Genomic DNA, 14,478 nt, shown 5'->3' on the forward strand with positions numbered 1-14,478 from the left:
ATGATCATCTCCGCCTCCACCGATTACCGTGCCGCAGCGCAACGCCGGCTGCCGCCGTTCCTGTTCCACTACATCGATGGCGGCGCGTATGCCGAGCACACGCTGAAGCGCAACGTTTCCGACCTGTCCGACATCGCGCTGCGCCAGCGCATCCTGCGCAACATGTCCGACCTGAGCCTGGAAACCGAGCTGTTCGGCGAAAAACTGGCGATGCCGGTGGCGCTGGCGCCGGTCGGCCTGACCGGCATGTACGCGCGGCGCGGTGAAGTGCAGGCGGCGCGCGCGGCCGACAGCCGGGGCATCCCGTTCACCCTGTCCACGGTGTCGGTCTGCCCGATCGAGGAAGTGGCCCCCGCCATCCAGCGGCCGATGTGGTTCCAACTGTATGTGTTGCGCGACCGAGGCTTCATGCGCAATGCGCTGGAGCGGGCGCAGGCCGCCGGCGTGACCACCCTGGTGTTCACCGTGGACATGCCGGTGCCGGGCGCGCGCTATCGTGACGCGCACTCCGGCATGAGTGGCCCGAACGCCTCGCTGCGCCGCATCGGCCAGGCCATCACCCACCCGCACTGGGCGTGGGACGTGGGCCTGTTCGGGCGCCCGCATGATCTGGGCAACATTTCCACCTACCGTGGCAACCCGACCGGGCTGGAGGACTACATCGGCTGGCTGGGCAGCAACTTCGATCCGTCCATTTCATGGAAGGACCTGGAATGGATCCGCGAGTTCTGGAAGGGCCCGATGGTGATCAAGGGCATCCTCGACCCGGACGACGCACGCGATGCGGTCAAGTTCGGTGCCGATGGCATCGTGGTCTCCAACCATGGTGGCCGTCAGCTCGACGGCGTGCTGTCCACCGCACGCGCACTGCCGGCCATTGCCGACGCGGTGCAGGGCGATCTGAAGATCCTCGCCGATTCGGGCATCCGTACCGGGTTGGACGTGGTGCGCATGCTGGCGCTGGGTGCCGACACCGTGCTGCTGGGCCGCGCGTTCGTCTATGCGCTTGCGGCACAGGGCGAGGCCGGCGTGGCCAACCTGCTGGACCTGATTGCCAAGGAAATGCGGGTGGCGATGACGCTGACCGGCGCGCGCCGCATCGCCGATATCGGCCGCGATTCACTGGTCAGCCTGCCGTGAGTGGCCACGACGCGGTGCTCGCGCAGTTGCGCGACGCGGTCGGCAGCCGCCATGTACTGACCGACGACAAGGCCACGCGCCGCTTCCGTCGCGGCTACCGCTTCGGCGATGGCCCGGTGCTGGCGGTGGTGCGCCCGGGCACGCTGCTGGAGCTGTGGCGCGTGCTGCAGGCGGCGGTGCAGGGTGGGGCGGCGATCATCCTGCAGGCGGCCAACACCGGCCTGACCGGCGGTTCGACCCCGGATGGCAACGACTACGGTCGCCCGATCGTGCTGGTCAGCACGCTGCGCCTGACCGGCATCCAGCTGTTGAACGAAGGGCGCCAGGTGCTGTGCCTGCCCGGCGCGACGCTGGACCGGCTGGAGCAGACACTGGCACCGCTCGGCCGTGAGCCGCATTCGGTGATCGGCTCGTCCTGCATCGGTGCGTCGGTACTCGGCGGCATCTGCAACAACTCCGGCGGCGCGCTGGTGCGCCGTGGCCCGGCCTATACCGAGCTGGCACTGTACGCGCAGGTCGACGCGCAGGGCCGGTTGCAGCTGGTCAATCATCTGGACATCGCGCTGGGTGATACGCCCGAGCAGATCCTGCAGCGCCTGCAGGCCGGCGACTACACGGCGACGGACGTGGGTGACGGCGACGGCCGTGCGGCCTCCGATCCGCGCTACGCGGAGGAGGTGCGCAGGGTCGACGCCGAGACCCCGGCGCGCTTCAATGCTGACCCCAGCCGTCATTACGAAGCGGCCGGTTCGGCCGGCAAACTGGCGGTGTTCGCGGTGCGCCTGGACACCTTCGAGAAGGAAGCTGCCGAGGTCTTCTACATCGGCAGCAACCGCACTGACAGCCTCACCGCGATCCGTCGCCAGCTGCTGACCGGCTTCGAGCGCCTGCCGATTGCCGGTGAGTACATCCACCGCGATGCCTATGACATCGGTGAACGCTACGGCAAGGACAGCTTCCTGCTGATCGACCGCCTCGGCACCGCGCGCGTGCCGGCCGCGTTCGCCCTGAAGAGCCGCGTCGATGGCTGGTTCGAGCGGTTGGGCCTGCGCGGCGTGACCGATCGGGTGATGCAGGTGCTGACGGGCCTGCTGCCTTCGCACCTGCCCAGGCGCATGGGTGAGTTCCGCCAGCGCTATGAGCATCACCTGCTGTTGAAGGTGTCCGCGCAGGACGCAGCGCAGACCGAAGCCTGGCTGCGCGATTTCTTCGCTGGCCACGAAGGCGGCTATTTCCACTGCACGGCGGAGGAGGGACGCAAGGCGTTCCTGCATCGCTTTGCCGTGGCCGGTGCCGCAGTGCGCTACCGTGAAGTGCATCGTGACCAGGTGCAGGACATCGTCGCGCTGGACATCGCGCTGCGACGTGACGACGCCGACTGGTTCGAACAGCTGCCGCCGGAGATCGACGGCCGCCTGCTGCACAAGTTGTACTACGGCCACTTCCTGTGCCACGTGTTCCACCAGGACTACATCGCCCGCAAGGGGGAAGACCCGATGGCGATCGAGCACGCAATGTGGGCATTGCTGGACCAGCGTGGTGCCGAGTACCCGGCCGAGCACAATGTCGGTCACCTGTACCCGGCCAAGCCGGCGCTGGCGGGCTTCTACAGGCAGCTTGATCCGAGCAATACGTTCAACCCGGGCATCGGCCAGACCTCGAAGGCCAAGGGGTGGGGGGGCTGCGACTGCGGATGATGTAGAGCCGAGCCGGCGCTCGGCTGGTATTTGTGGTGAGAAGCAGTCGAGCAGGCTCGACGCCGCCTGGTCAACGGTTACCATCGGAAGCCCATACGCAGGAGCCGTCCATGCCCACCGCTGCCGCCCGCGCCACCCTGTGCACTGCATTGCTGGCAACCCCGCTGCTGGTGCTGGCCCAGGGCGCGATCCTGCCGCAGCAGCGCGATGCCGCCGGCAATGTGATGGAGCCGCTGGGGCAGGTGCTGATCGCGAATGAGACCGGACCGTCGGGGCTTTATGACTGCACGCGGGACGGCAACTGGTGCGTGCGCGTGCAGCCCGCAGCCGAGGAGGGTGATCGGCCCACCCTGCTTGAAGTGCTTGAAAAGGTGCAGGGCCAAGGCAAGCCCCACAGCTATCACGTCAGCATTGACGTGCCGCAGGAAAGCGAGCTGAAGCTCTGGCCCTGGATCGTGCGCCTGGCCCCGGGCGTCGGCAGCGATGAGCCGGTGACCGATCCGCAGCAGCGCGCCCGCCAGAACGTGCTGGTGGGCGGCATCGTCACGTTCAGCACCATGTATTCCGGTGGAGGTGCCGACGCGTCCACGCTGCAGCTGGCACGCGTGCGCCATCTGCAGGACGATATCCAGGTGGACGATGATGTGCTGACCCTGCCATGGCTGGGCAACGCGATGATCCGTGCCTGCTTCAGCGAACAGGACAGCAAGCAGCGCGCAGGTGCCTGCCACGACGAGTACGGCTTTTCGGCAAAGCTGGCGCTGGACGTTGCAGGGCAGGGGATGCCGGTGCTGCGCTACCAGACGGTGGCGACCCGGTTTCCGGCCGGTGTTTCGCGCTTCGAGGATTCGCTGGCCAAGGGGCCGCTGAAGAAGAAGGACCTGCGCACCGAGCAGGATCCGGCGTGCACCTATACGCGGCTGTTCCGTTTCCGCGAGGGCATGTTCCACCCGGACCAGGCACTTCCGGACTGCGCCGGTTATACCGAGCCCTGAGCCCTCAACCCTGGATTGTAGAGTCGAGTCATGCTCGACTCGCGTTTTCTGTAGAGCCGAGCCTACGCTCGGCTGTCACGGAAGCGCAGCCGAGCGTGGGCTCGGCTCTACAAAAACCGAGGCGGCGCTTATTCGCAGCGGGTAGCGGTGATGACGTTGTCCTTGTCCACGAACACGCGCAGGCGGTCCTGGCGGATGTCCTTGGTGGTGATGGTGCTGGGGCCGATCGGGTTGACCAGGCCGGCACCGCTTTCGGCGGACAGGCGGCGGATGTTGGGTTCGTTGGCCGGCTGGCCGATCGCCCAGCCCAACTGGCTGGCATCGCACTGGCCGCTGCCCTTGACCTGCGGGCCGGGCGTGCTGACGCAGGCCGAAAGCAGCAGGGCCGAGGCGGGCAGCAACAGGAACAGACGGAAGGTGGACATGCGAGCGCTCCTGCGCAGGGGAGATGGCGGGAACGATAGCACCCAGCGTGCGAAAGGCGTCAGCATCACGGTCATTGCCGGCAGAGCGTGGCCATTGCATAGTGGGAGGGATGACTGGCAGCACGCCAGCGGGCGAGCCGGGCCATTCCGGTGCAGGTGCTGGACACGGTATGACGGCAGGCAGTTTCCGCGACAAGGGCAGGACGATGATGGCACTGGCGCTGTCCATGCTGAGCATGGCGTTTGCCGTCGCCGCTGCCGAACCGGAACCTGCGTCGGCCGAACCCCCGGTGTTCGGTGCCTGGCGCAACCTGCAGACCGAGGCCGGCTTCGTACCGGCCCAGCGCAACCTGGCCTTCGGCATGCTGCCGCAGGCGGCGAGCCGGGGTGATCGCTTTGCCATTCTCGATCGTGAAGGCAAGCGCACGGTGTGCTGCCTGCAGGTGGCCAGTCCCTCGCTGGGCGTGGCGGCGCTGCATGAGCAGTACCACCTGCCGCAGGCCTGGGTGACCGACCTGAGCAATGGCCGCAGCCCTGCACGCCCCTATGTTCCGCACGTCTACGCGATGCAGCGGGTGGACGAGCTGGCCGACTACAGCTTCGCCGATGTACCGGGCGCCTACAGCGACCTGGGTGGGCTGCTGATCCCCGAGGGAGCAGCACTGGACGCCGATGGCAGCGCGGTGCGCCTGGGCGACAGCCGCTATCCGCTGCATTTCCAGCGCCAACCGCACGCCGACGACGATGGTGCGCTGGACCGCTACACCCTGCAGGCAGGCGAGGGCGCGGCCCCGATCGTGGTTGAAGTGCCGTTCGGCACTTACTGATTGCAGCACTCCACTGGCTAGAATGCGGCGCGGCGCCGTCTGCCGTGCCTGTTCCGTGAGCCGTTGCCGTGTCCCTGCGCCCCTTCCTGCTGCCGTCCCTGCTGCTGTTGTCCGCCTGTGCCAGTGCCCCCCCACCGCCACCGGCCCATTCCGATGCGCTGTGGCGATTGATTGAACGTGATTGCCGTGGCGCCGAAGGCCCGCGGGGTGACTGTCTGCAGGTGGACGCTGCGGCGGATCGCCGCGATGTGCTGGTCAAGGACGCGCACGGTGACTACCAGTTCCTGCTGATGCCGCTGGACAAGGTCAGCGGCATCGAGAACCTCGCCCTGTACCAGCGCGGAGCGCCGAATTACTTTGCCGCAGCCTGGCAGGCCCGCAGCCATACCGAGCGGGCTCTGGGCCAACCACTGCCACGCAGCGTTGCCAGCCTGGCACTGAATTCCCCCCACGGCCGCTCGCAGCACCAGCTGCACATCCACGTCGACTGCCTGCGCGCCGATGTGCTGCAGGCCCTGGATGCACATGCCGGTGCCCTGGGCGCCCGGTGGGCGCCACTGCCGGTGCTGCTGCGCGGCCATCAGTACCAGGCCCGGCTGCTGCCGGGCACGGAGTTGACCGCCAATCCGCTCAACCTGCTCGCCTACGACCTGAGCGGCGTGGATGACGTCGGCCAATGGAGCCTGGTGGTGGCTGGCCGGGACAACGTGCAGGCTGGACCGGGCTTCATCCTGCTCGCCACCCGCGTCGACGCGGGTAGCGGCAACGAGGCCAGTGGCGAAGAGCTGCAGGATCACGCCTGTACAGTCCTGACCGGTGCTGGCGACGCGCTGGAGCGGGTGCGCTAACCCGCTGCAAGCTGGTGGCTGCGCCAGATCGGCGCAGTCAGCGCCAATAGCTGGCGGTCCTGCCAGCCCTCCGGACCCAGGTGCTGGTCGCGCAGCACGCCTTCCTGTTCAAAGCCACGGGCGCGAAGCGCGTGGGCAAACGGGGCGCCGCAGTCGGGCGGCAACATCACGAACAGGCGGTGCAGGCCGACATCCTCGAACAGGAACGGGCACAGGGCCCGCAGGGTCGCATCGGTGTGGGGATGCCAATGCTGCAGTGACAGCAGCTCGGCGCAGCGTGAATGCAGTGAATGCAGGCGGACGTGCAACTGGTCCAGCACGGTGCCGTGTTCGTCGTCGAAGACGCCCAGCATCAGCTGGTCGTTGTCCTGCTCAAGGCGCGAGCGGTGCATGTGCGCCAGGAAGCGGGCTTCTTCGTCGATGCCGGGTTGAAGATGCCGGCCGCGGCGGCGGCGGTCGTCGAACAGGCGCCAGCTCGGCAGGTCGGTGCGCTGGAACGGGCGAAGGGTGACCGGAGCCACCTGCAGCTGCAGCAGATGGCGGCGCGACACAGGGCGCAGGGCGGGGAGCACGGATGTGGGATACGGGGTCATCATCCCCGGAACGATGGCAATGCCTGGTTTGCGAGACCATTCAAAAGATTGCAAAAACGCGACGATCAGCGGGCGGAGCCTGATTCGGTTCAGGCATAAGTCCATCAGGGCTGGTCATTTCCGTTGAAACCACCCATTCAGGACACTTTCGTTACGGGATCGTTATGTGCCGCACAGGCCTCCGACCCCGTACCACCCGCCCAACTCCCCCAGGAAGCCCATGTCTGCCTCTCACAAGGCGCTGCGCCCGCGTCCGCTGGTGCTCGCGCTGTCGTCCCTGATGCTGCTCTCGTTGCCGGCCTTCGCGCAGGAAAGCGCACCCACGTCGTTGCAGGAAGTGAAGGTCACCGGCTCGCGCATTCCGCGCGCCAGCGTCGAGGGGCCATCTCCGGTGACGGTGATCAGCCGCGAGCAGATCGACGCGCAGGGCTACCGCAATGCGTTCGACGCGCTGAGCGCCCTGACCGAAAACACCGGCAACGTGCAGGGCGAGGACTTCGGCAACACCTTCACTCCGGCGGCCAACACCATCAATCTGCGGGGGCTGGGTCCGAACCGCACGCTGGTGCTGGTCAACGGCCGCCGCCAGGCCGACTACCCGCTGGCCTACGAGGGCTCGGTGAACGTGGTCAACCTGGCCAACATTCCCAGCGCCCTGATCGAGCGCATCGAGGTGCTCGCCGCGGGTGCGTCGGCGGTGTATGGCTCCGATGCCATCGCCGGCGTGGTCAACATCATCCTCAAGGACCGCTTTGAAGGCGTGGACGTGAATGTGCGCGCCGGCGGCACCCAGCAGGGCGGGGGTGACAACCAGCGCGCGCAGGTGGTCGGTGGCAGTTCCGGCGAGCGTTGGGATGCGCTGTTCGGCTTCGAGTTCGACGTGCGCAAGGCGATCCACGCGCGCCAGCGCGACTTCATGGATTCACTGGACGATGATCCGGCCGGCAAAGCGCCGCAGGCGACCGCGATCGCCTATCGCCGCAATGCTGCCACCGGCCGCAACATCGATCCTGGCGTGAGTGGCTGCGACGCGGCGTCGGACATCTATGGCGGCAGCGTGTTCCGCGCCTTCAACCCGCGTCAGGGCTGGTACTGCGGCAGCAACGAGGCCACCGCCAGCTACTGGACGGTGCAGACCGAGAAGCGCAACCTCAACGGCTACGGCCTGCTGACCTTCCACGTCAACGAGACCACCGACCTGTTCGCCGATCTGGCCGTGGGCAGCGCACGCATCACCAACAACACCCGTGCGCCCACCTGGACCTCGGCCCGCAACTACTTCTACAACCAGACCACCGGCAACCTGGAAAGCTGGTACCGCCGCTTTGCACCCGAGGAAATCGGTGGCCTGCCGCGCAATGCCAACCGTTTCCTGGAAAATTCCTGGTCGTTCAACGTCGGCGCGCGCGGCCAGATCGGTGACAGTGGCTGGGATTATGAAGCGGTCTACAGCCGCTCACGCTACGAAAACCGCACCCGTCGCCCGGTGCTGCTGGCCGGCATCAATGAATACCTGCTGGGCTCGAAGCTGGGCGTGCGCAATGGCGTGGAGGTCTATGCGCCGGACCCGGCGCGCCTGTTCCAGCCGCTGAGCCCGAACGAGTACCAGGACCTGTCCGGCTACCAGGAGAGCCGCAACGCGGCGTGGCTGCAGACCTTCAGCGCCAGCGTCAACGGCCGGTTGTTCGCACTGCCCGGTGGCGACGCCGCGCTGGCTGCGGTGGTCGAGGCCGGCAGCCAGGGTTACCGCAACCGCCCGGACCCGCGCCTGGGCACCGGCGAGTTCTGGAACACCAGCGCCGGCATCGGTGCCGGGGGCGAGCGCGACCGCTATGCCGCCGGCGTGGAGCTGCAGCTGCCGTTGCTGCAGTCGCTGACCACCACCCTGGCCGGTCGCTATGACCAGTACCGTGCCGGCGGCGAGCACATCGGCAAGGCAACCTGGAGCTTCGGCGTCGAGTTCCGCCCGATCGAGAGCCTGTTGATCCGTGGTACGGCGGCGACCAGCTTCCGTGCGCCGGACATGAACTACGTATTCGCCACCGAAACCCGCGGCTACAACCCGGGCATGACCGATTACTGGCGCTGCCGCACCGCAGGCCAGTCGTACGACAACTGTGACTACAACGGCCTGTCGATCGACTACAGCAACCGTGCCAACCCGCAGCTGCAGCCGGAATCGGCCAAGTCGTATGGCTTCGGCGTGGTCTGGTCGCCGCTGGCTGGCCTGGATTTCAGCGCCGACTACTACGACATCCGCATCGACAACGAGGTGACCAGCCTCGATACCAGCCGCATCCTGCGTGACGAGGCCGATTGCCGGTTGGGAAAAACGCTGGGTGGCGAGGCGCGTGACATCGGCTCACCGCTGTGCCAGGACGCGCTGTCGCGGGTGATCCGTAATCCGTCCAATGCCACGGTGCAGCCGGACCAGGTGACCCGCGTGCTGATCAACCCGATCAACGCCGCCTCCGAGTCGGTGCGCGGTCTGGACCTGAAGGGCAACTGGCGTTTCGATGCCGGTCGCTATGGCCACTTCACCACGCGCCTGGCCTACACCGTGGTGCTGGAGCATAAATACCGTCAGTTCTCCGACGACCCCGAGCGCGACATCCGCAATTCGCTGGATGACTACCAGTGGCGCAGCAAGGCCAACGGCAGCATCACCTGGAACCAGGGCGACTGGACCACCACCCTGTATGGCAATCGTTTCGGCTCACTGCCGAAGACCGATGGCAGTGGCCGCATCGCGCCGTACATGACCTACAACGCCAGTGTCTTCCGCCAGTTCGGCGAGAACCTGTCGGTGGGGGTGATCGTCAACAACCTGCGTGACAGCCGCCCGCCGGCGGACAAGAATGGAGGCGGGTGGCCGTTCTATCCGGTCGGCAATTACGACCCGTACGGCCGCCAGTACTGGGTGCAGCTGGACTACCGGTTCCGTTGAACCGGCAGGCGAATGAAAGGCCCGGCAATGCCGGGCTTTTCTTTGTGCACCGCACCGGTGCTGCCGCTGCGCGCATGGCATGCTGTGGCGCTACCCGGAGGAGGATGCGCATGGATGTCAGGGTGTGGAGCGTGATTGCCGTGCTGGCCATTGCCGGTTGCAGCAGCAAGCAGGCGGCCAGCGTGGATGATGCTGCGACCTAAGGTGCACTGTCAGCGGAAAAGAGCGACGTGATCCTGGGCTCGGACAACGCCTTCGCGCAGGCGATCAGCCAGCTCGAACGGGATGCGGCGGGCCAACCGGAAGTGCAGGACCTGACCCGGCTCTACAGGACGGCCGCGACCCGGCTCATCGGCAGCGACGGCACGCTGGTGTCTTTTGCCTGTGGCTACAGCCTGTGTGTCGGCGAGATCCGAAGCCGTACCGATGACGATTTCAATGCCTGGTCCGAGGCGATCGGCATGGACAAGGCAGCCCCGGTCTACAGCCTCGCGACGGCACCGATGACATGGGGGAGGGACCAGCGTGGTGGGCGCTTCGTATTCTCGGTGGATCCGTCAGCCAACGCGATCTCGAGCCGGTGATCCGGTCGCGCCCCGTCGCGTGCCAGCGTCAGGGCAGCGCCTGCTGCAGGTATGACTCGATGACGTAGCTGAAAGGCTGCTGTTGGCGGTCGCGCAGCAGGGCGCGCACCTCCAGGATCACGCCGTGGTCGCCTTCGCCCCGCGGCGGCCAGAACGTCTGGTCGGCCAGGGTCTGGCGCTGGAAACCGAGCGGGCCGACCACGCGGCCGAACGGTTCGTCGGTGCTGTCCAGCACCTGGTTCATGGCAGGGCTGAGATGCTCCGGCAGGTACCAGTTGTCGGCCTCGGAGAGGACGCGGCTGCCACAGACCAGCTGTACGCGGCGGTAGCGCAGCTCGGCGCCGGGTGCCGCACCCAGTGCCTGCAGTACGTCGGCCGGGGCCGGCTTGTCCTGGCCGTGCACACGCACCGCGCGCACCCGCGCCTGTTCGGCCAGGCCGTGTTCGGCGCACCAGTGTTCCAAAGTGGCGGTGGCGCTCTGCCCGGACAGCACGCGCTGGTGCAGGCGCTCGACCAGTGCAGCAGGGGCGATGCGCTGCTGGCCGGGCGGTGACTGCAGCGGCGCGGCAGCCGCGGCATCGGTGGCGGACAGGCTGGCGATCGGGGCGGCGGCAAGCAGGGACGCGGCCTGCCAGCGGCGGAGACGATCGTGGCGGTCGGACGGGCCCATGCGGCATCACAGCGGAAACAGGCGCCCATGGTACCCGTTCAGGCGTGTGCACGGCGTGGCTGCGACCGGTTGTCGCAGGGCAATCATCGTTCTGGTGAATGTGTGCCATCCAGATATTTCGTTGGCCGATGGCTGTGCCGAGGCGCACGATGGCGCCATTCTTGGCTTTCCGGGAGTTCCCGATGACCCTCCAGTTCGTCCATGGCGGTGTGGACCGCAACGGTATGCCACTGCATTTCCATATCCGTGATGGCCGCATCAGCGGCCTCAATGCAGATGACAGGCCTGCTGATGGGGCGGATTGCATCGACCTGGAGGGTCTCGCGGTCCTGCCCGGCCTGGTGGACGGCCATATCCACCTGGACAAGAGCTTCGTCGGTGACCAGTGGCACCCACACCAGCCTGTGAACAGCCTGCGTGAACGGTTGGCGGTGGAAAAGGCGGCGGTGGCCGGCGCAGCACCGATGGTGGATCGCGCCGAGGCCTTGATCCGCCAGTGCAGCGGCTTCGGCACGGTGGCGATGCGCTGCCATGTCGATATCGATGGCGGCACCGGACTGCGCCACCTTGAAGCGGTGCGCGAGGCAGCACTGCGCTGCGCCGACATCATGCGCATCCAGCTGGTGGCGTTCCCGCAGGCAGGCGTGATGTCCTGTGCGGGCACCGCCGCTGTGCTGGAGCAGGCGATTGCGGCGGGCGTGGAAGTGCTGGGCGGAATTGATCCGACCACCCTCGATGGCGATGCCGAAGGCCAGTTGGCAGTGCTGTTCGGCCTGGCCGAGCGCTATGGTGTGCAATTGGACATCCATCTGCATGAGCCGGGCGAGACCGGTCTGGCCCAGTTGCTGCGCATTGCCGCGCGCACCCGGGCTGCCGGTCTACGGGGGCGCGTTGCTGTCAGCCATGCCTATTCGTTGGGCGAGGTGCCTCTGGCGCGCGCGCTGCAGGTGGGCGAAGCGCTGGCCACGGCCGGCGTGGCAATCATGAGCAATGCACCCGGCGATCATCCATTCCCACCGCTGCGCGCGCTGCATGATGCTGGTGTGCGCGTGTTCGCCGGCAACGACAACATCCGCGACTGCTGGTGGCCCTATGGCAATGGCGACCTGCTGCAGCGGGCGATGCTGCTCGGCTATCGCTCGGGCTTCTACACCGATGACGACCTGATGCTGGCGCTGGACATGGTCACCACCCATGCCGCACAGGTGATCGGTCTGCCGCGCTACGGTATTGCCGAAGGCCTGCCGGCCACGTTCGTGGCGGTGCGCGCCGACCACGGCCCGGCCGCGGTGGCTGCGGTGCCGGTGGAGCGCCGCGTGGTGGTTGATGGTCGCTGGCTGTAGATCCACGCCGCGCCAACCCCCTTGTAGCGCCGAGCCATGCCCGGCGGCATTCAGGCGTAATCGTCGGCGCGGGTAGCGACGAATTCTTCCAGCCATGCCAGCAGATGTGCGATGTCGATGACCTCGCCCTGTTCGACGCGCTTGAGCAGCAGCGTGCTGGCGCCGATCTGCAGGCTGCTGTCGGCATAGCGCAGCACTGCATCGATGCCCCAGGCATCGGTGACCTGCATCCAGGCCAGGCCAGGCACGCGTTGCGCCAGAGTGTCACCGAACGCGACGCCCAGGGCTTCCCAGCCATCGCAGTCGTCACGATCGATCAGCTCGGCATCGACCACGCGCTGCAGGGTTGTGGCCGCCAGCGGCCACTGCACCGGCAACGTCGGGAAGCCCACAGCCACGCGCGCGGCGATCAGCGAGCGCTGGTGCTGCAGATGCGTCTGCAGGGCCGCGGGTAGGGGATCGAAGCGGGTCGAGGGTTGGTCGGACATGGCGAGGCGCCGTGGAGCACGGAAACAACGGGCACTGTACGAGGCGATGATGCCTGCCGTGCGGCAGGATTGATCAGATATCGATGATCAATGCGCGAGATCCACGCACATGGGGTCAGATCCGTTTTCCTACGGAAAACGGATCTGACCCCACGCCAGGCAATGCGGCTGTCGAGGTTGCCGGCCCGCGGCCGGCAACACCTCAGGTGCGGTGGTCAATCCGGTTCGTGCTGTACCTGCCGCCACAGCTCGCTGGCCAGTGCCCGCACCGCATCATCGGCATCGGCACGATGCAGCAGGCCGATCTCGTAGTTGTCGATCACCGGCAGGTCGCGCTCGCCATCGATGATGCGGTGCTCGCGGGTGACTGCGCGACGCGGCAGCAGGCTGATGCCGATGCCATCGGCCACCGCGCCCTGGATGCCACTCAGCGACGAACTGGTGAAGGCAATGCGCCAACGCAGGCCCAAGGCCTCCACGGCGTGGATCATCTCGTCGCGGTACAGCCCTCGCGGCGGGAAGGTGACCAGCGGCAGCGGCTCCTGCTGCAGGCAGCTGCTGCGCAGGCTGTCGATCCAGTGCATCGGCTCGCGCCGGCAATGCACCGCCTGGCGGCTGTTGCGGCGCTGCTTGACCAGCACCAGGTCCAGCTCGCCGTGGTCGAAGCCGTGCGCCAGGTCACGGCTCAGCCCGCTGCTGATCTCCAGCTTCACCTGCGGGTGGCGGCGGCTGAAAGCGGCCAGCATGCGGGTGGTCTGCGGGTTGACGAAGTCCTCCGGCACGCCGATGCGCACGGCGGTTTCCACCGTTGCGCCGGCCAGGGCTTGGGCCATTTCGTCGTTCAGATCCAGCATGCGCCGCGCGTAGCCGAGCAGGGTGTGGCCGGCGTCAGTGGGGTGCACGTCGCGGTGGCCGCGCTCAAGCAGGCGATGCCCGGCCAGTTCCTCCAGCCGGCGTACCTTCTGGCTGACCGTGGACTGGGTCGAATGCAGGCGCGTGGCCGCCGTGGTGAAGCTGCCGCAGTCGGCGACCATCACCAGCGCCCGAAGCAGGTCCAGCTCGAACAGAGTTCTATTCGATTTGGAACTGTCTTGCATTTGAACATTTCACTTCTGGATACCGAGGCCGACTTCTACCATGCAGGACGGGGGCCGGCAATGCCCGGCTGTTGCTACCGTCACGCTGCGTTCCGTGGCGACGGACATGAGGAGACACTGCCATGCGCTTCCGTCGTTCCCTTCGCTGGCCCGCACCTATGGCGCGCATGCTGCTGCTATGCCTTCTGGCCATGGTCACCCCTGCCTGCACTGCGACCCCCAAGGCTGATGGGGGGATCCGACTGCGCGATGCCGCCAGCCGTGGCGACGCCGATGCCGTACGCGAGGCGATCGAGCAGGGGGCCGATCTGGAGGCGCGTGACGGCCAGGGCCGCTCCGCGTTGTTACTGGCGACCCATGGCAACCACGTGGATGCCGCGCGCGAGTTGATCGAGGCCGGTGCCGACGTCAACGCCAAGGATGCGCTGCAGGACAGCGCCTACCTGTACGCCGGCGCGCGTGGCCTTGACGAGATCCTGGCGATGACCCTGGCGCATGGTGCCGATCTTCGCAGCACCAACCGCTATGGCGGAACCGCGCTGATTCCCGCCGCCGAGCGCGGCCATGTCGCCACCGTGCGCACGCTGCTGCGGGCCGGCGTGGCGGTGGACCATGTCAACCGCCTGCACTGGACCGCGCTGCTGGAAGCGATCCTGCTCGGCGACGGCGGTGCGCGCCATGCACAGATCGTGCAGCTGCTGCTGGAGGCCGGTGCCGACCCGGAGCTGGCCGACGGTGATGGCGTTACACCGCTGGCCCATGCCCGTCAGCGCGGCTATACCGACATTGAAACGCTGCTGCGCCAGCACGGCGCAACGCGCTGA

14 protein-coding genes are annotated in these 14,478 nt (G+C 67.2%); 9 read left to right on the plus strand and 5 right to left on the minus strand.

All coding sequences use genetic code 11. The features are described 5' to 3' along the window. From lldD to V3B41_RS00730, 3 genes are all read left to right on the plus strand, one after another. Complete coding sequence (gene lldD, locus V3B41_RS00720) at nt 1-1,140, plus strand: FMN-dependent L-lactate dehydrogenase LldD (protein ID WP_010485059.1); 1,140 nt, start codon at nt 1-3, stop codon at nt 1,138-1,140. After that, nucleotides 1,137-2,837, plus strand: coding sequence for a D-lactate dehydrogenase (gene dld / locus V3B41_RS00725; RefSeq protein ID WP_049429031.1), 1,701 nt, complete (start codon nt 1,137-1,139; stop codon nt 2,835-2,837). Before lldD ends, dld begins: the two co-directional genes overlap by 4 nt. Before the next feature lie 110 nt (nt 2,838-2,947). Then, on the plus strand, nt 2,948-3,832 hold the full coding sequence (locus tag V3B41_RS00730) for a hypothetical protein (RefSeq protein WP_100443821.1): 885 nt from the start codon (nt 2,948-2,950) through the stop codon (nt 3,830-3,832). A gap of 128 nt (nt 3,833-3,960) precedes the next feature. On the opposite strand, the gene V3B41_RS00735 is transcribed toward V3B41_RS00730, so the two are convergent. Next, complete coding sequence (locus V3B41_RS00735) at nt 3,961-4,257, minus strand: hypothetical protein (RefSeq protein WP_049429030.1); 297 nt, start codon at nt 4,255-4,257, stop codon at nt 3,961-3,963. Nucleotides 4,258-4,427: 170 nt separating this feature from the next. Between V3B41_RS00735 and V3B41_RS00740 the strand changes: the two genes are divergently transcribed. Together V3B41_RS00740 and V3B41_RS00745 are read left to right on the plus strand one after the other, a co-directional pair. Continuing rightward, nucleotides 4,428-5,084 (plus strand): decarboxylase, encoded by a 657-nt coding sequence (locus V3B41_RS00740; RefSeq protein WP_197632217.1) that lies wholly within the window; start codon nt 4,428-4,430, stop codon nt 5,082-5,084. Nucleotides 5,085-5,152: 68 nt separating this feature from the next. After that, entirely contained in the window at nt 5,153-5,932 is a 780-nt protein-coding gene (locus V3B41_RS00745) for a CDP-diacylglycerol diphosphatase (protein ID WP_049429028.1), read from the plus strand. On the opposite strand, the gene V3B41_RS00750 is transcribed toward V3B41_RS00745, so the two are convergent. Continuing rightward, on the minus strand, nt 5,929-6,528 hold the full coding sequence (locus V3B41_RS00750; protein ID WP_049429027.1) for a GNAT family protein: 600 nt from the start codon (nt 6,526-6,528) through the stop codon (nt 5,929-5,931). The genes V3B41_RS00745 and V3B41_RS00750 overlap by 4 nt on opposite strands. A gap of 217 nt (nt 6,529-6,745) precedes the next feature. Between V3B41_RS00750 and V3B41_RS00755 the strand changes: the two genes are divergently transcribed. Both V3B41_RS00755 and V3B41_RS00760 read left to right on the plus strand, forming a co-directional pair. After that, entirely contained in the window at nt 6,746-9,472 is a 2,727-nt protein-coding gene (locus tag V3B41_RS00755) for a TonB-dependent receptor (RefSeq protein ID WP_329859638.1), read from the plus strand. 230 nt (nt 9,473-9,702) lie between these two features. Further along, nucleotides 9,703-10,056: a hypothetical protein gene (locus V3B41_RS00760; RefSeq protein ID WP_285310246.1), complete on the plus strand. Its 354-nt coding sequence runs from the start codon at nt 9,703-9,705 to the stop codon at nt 10,054-10,056. A gap of 28 nt (nt 10,057-10,084) precedes the next feature. On the opposite strand, the gene V3B41_RS00765 is transcribed toward V3B41_RS00760, so the two are convergent. Continuing rightward, complete coding sequence (locus V3B41_RS00765) at nt 10,085-10,726, minus strand: hypothetical protein (protein WP_049429025.1); 642 nt, start codon at nt 10,724-10,726, stop codon at nt 10,085-10,087. Nucleotides 10,727-10,908: 182 nt separating this feature from the next. Between V3B41_RS00765 and V3B41_RS00770 the strand changes: the two genes are divergently transcribed. Continuing rightward, on the plus strand, nt 10,909-12,069 hold the full coding sequence (locus V3B41_RS00770) for an amidohydrolase family protein (protein WP_197632220.1): 1,161 nt from the start codon (nt 10,909-10,911) through the stop codon (nt 12,067-12,069). A gap of 50 nt (nt 12,070-12,119) precedes the next feature. Here the strand turns inward: V3B41_RS00770 and V3B41_RS00775 are convergent, their stop codons facing one another. Continuing rightward, nucleotides 12,120-12,557, minus strand: a complete 438-nt coding sequence (locus V3B41_RS00775) for a DUF3806 domain-containing protein (protein WP_049429023.1) — start codon at nt 12,555-12,557, stop codon at nt 12,120-12,122. A gap of 215 nt (nt 12,558-12,772) precedes the next feature. Then, nucleotides 12,773-13,654 (minus strand): LysR substrate-binding domain-containing protein, encoded by an 882-nt coding sequence (locus V3B41_RS00780; RefSeq protein ID WP_049429022.1) that lies wholly within the window; start codon nt 13,652-13,654, stop codon nt 12,773-12,775. 122 nt (nt 13,655-13,776) lie between these two features. Here V3B41_RS00780 and V3B41_RS00785 point away from each other — a divergent pair, with 122 nt between their 5' ends. Further along, a complete protein-coding gene (locus V3B41_RS00785; protein ID WP_049429021.1) occupies nt 13,777-14,478 on the plus strand; it encodes an ankyrin repeat domain-containing protein in 702 nt (233 codons plus the stop codon).

The sequence above is a fragment of the Stenotrophomonas sp. SMYL89 genome (genome assembly GCF_036319985.1).
GTDB lineage: Bacteria > Pseudomonadota > Gammaproteobacteria > Xanthomonadales > Xanthomonadaceae > Stenotrophomonas > Stenotrophomonas maltophilia_Q.

What these genes read in the sequence shown, in the direction of transcription:
- lldD (WP_010485059.1), top strand. Translation starts at nt 1, where the DNA reads ATGATCATCTCCGCCTCCACCGATTACCGTGCCGCAGCGCAACGCCGG.
- V3B41_RS00730 (WP_100443821.1), top strand. Translation starts at nt 2,948, where the DNA reads ATGCCCACCGCTGCCGCCCGCGCCACCCTGTGCACTGCATTGCTGGCA.
- V3B41_RS00735 (WP_049429030.1), bottom strand. Translation starts at nt 4,257, where the DNA reads ATGTCCACCTTCCGTCTGTTCCTGTTGCTGCCCGCCTCGGCCCTGCTG.
- V3B41_RS00740 (WP_197632217.1), top strand. Translation starts at nt 4,428, where the DNA reads ATGACGGCAGGCAGTTTCCGCGACAAGGGCAGGACGATGATGGCACTG.
- V3B41_RS00750 (WP_049429027.1), bottom strand. Translation starts at nt 6,528, where the DNA reads ATGATGACCCCGTATCCCACATCCGTGCTCCCCGCCCTGCGCCCTGTG.
- V3B41_RS00755 (WP_329859638.1), top strand. Translation starts at nt 6,746, where the DNA reads ATGTCTGCCTCTCACAAGGCGCTGCGCCCGCGTCCGCTGGTGCTCGCG.
- V3B41_RS00765 (WP_049429025.1), bottom strand. Translation starts at nt 10,726, where the DNA reads ATGGGCCCGTCCGACCGCCACGATCGTCTCCGCCGCTGGCAGGCCGCG.
- V3B41_RS00770 (WP_197632220.1), top strand. Translation starts at nt 10,909, where the DNA reads ATGACCCTCCAGTTCGTCCATGGCGGTGTGGACCGCAACGGTATGCCA.
- V3B41_RS00775 (WP_049429023.1), bottom strand. Translation starts at nt 12,557, where the DNA reads ATGTCCGACCAACCCTCGACCCGCTTCGATCCCCTACCCGCGGCCCTG.
- V3B41_RS00780 (WP_049429022.1), bottom strand. Translation starts at nt 13,654, where the DNA reads ATGCAAGACAGTTCCAAATCGAATAGAACTCTGTTCGAGCTGGACCTG.
- V3B41_RS00785 (WP_049429021.1), top strand. Translation starts at nt 13,777, where the DNA reads ATGCGCTTCCGTCGTTCCCTTCGCTGGCCCGCACCTATGGCGCGCATG.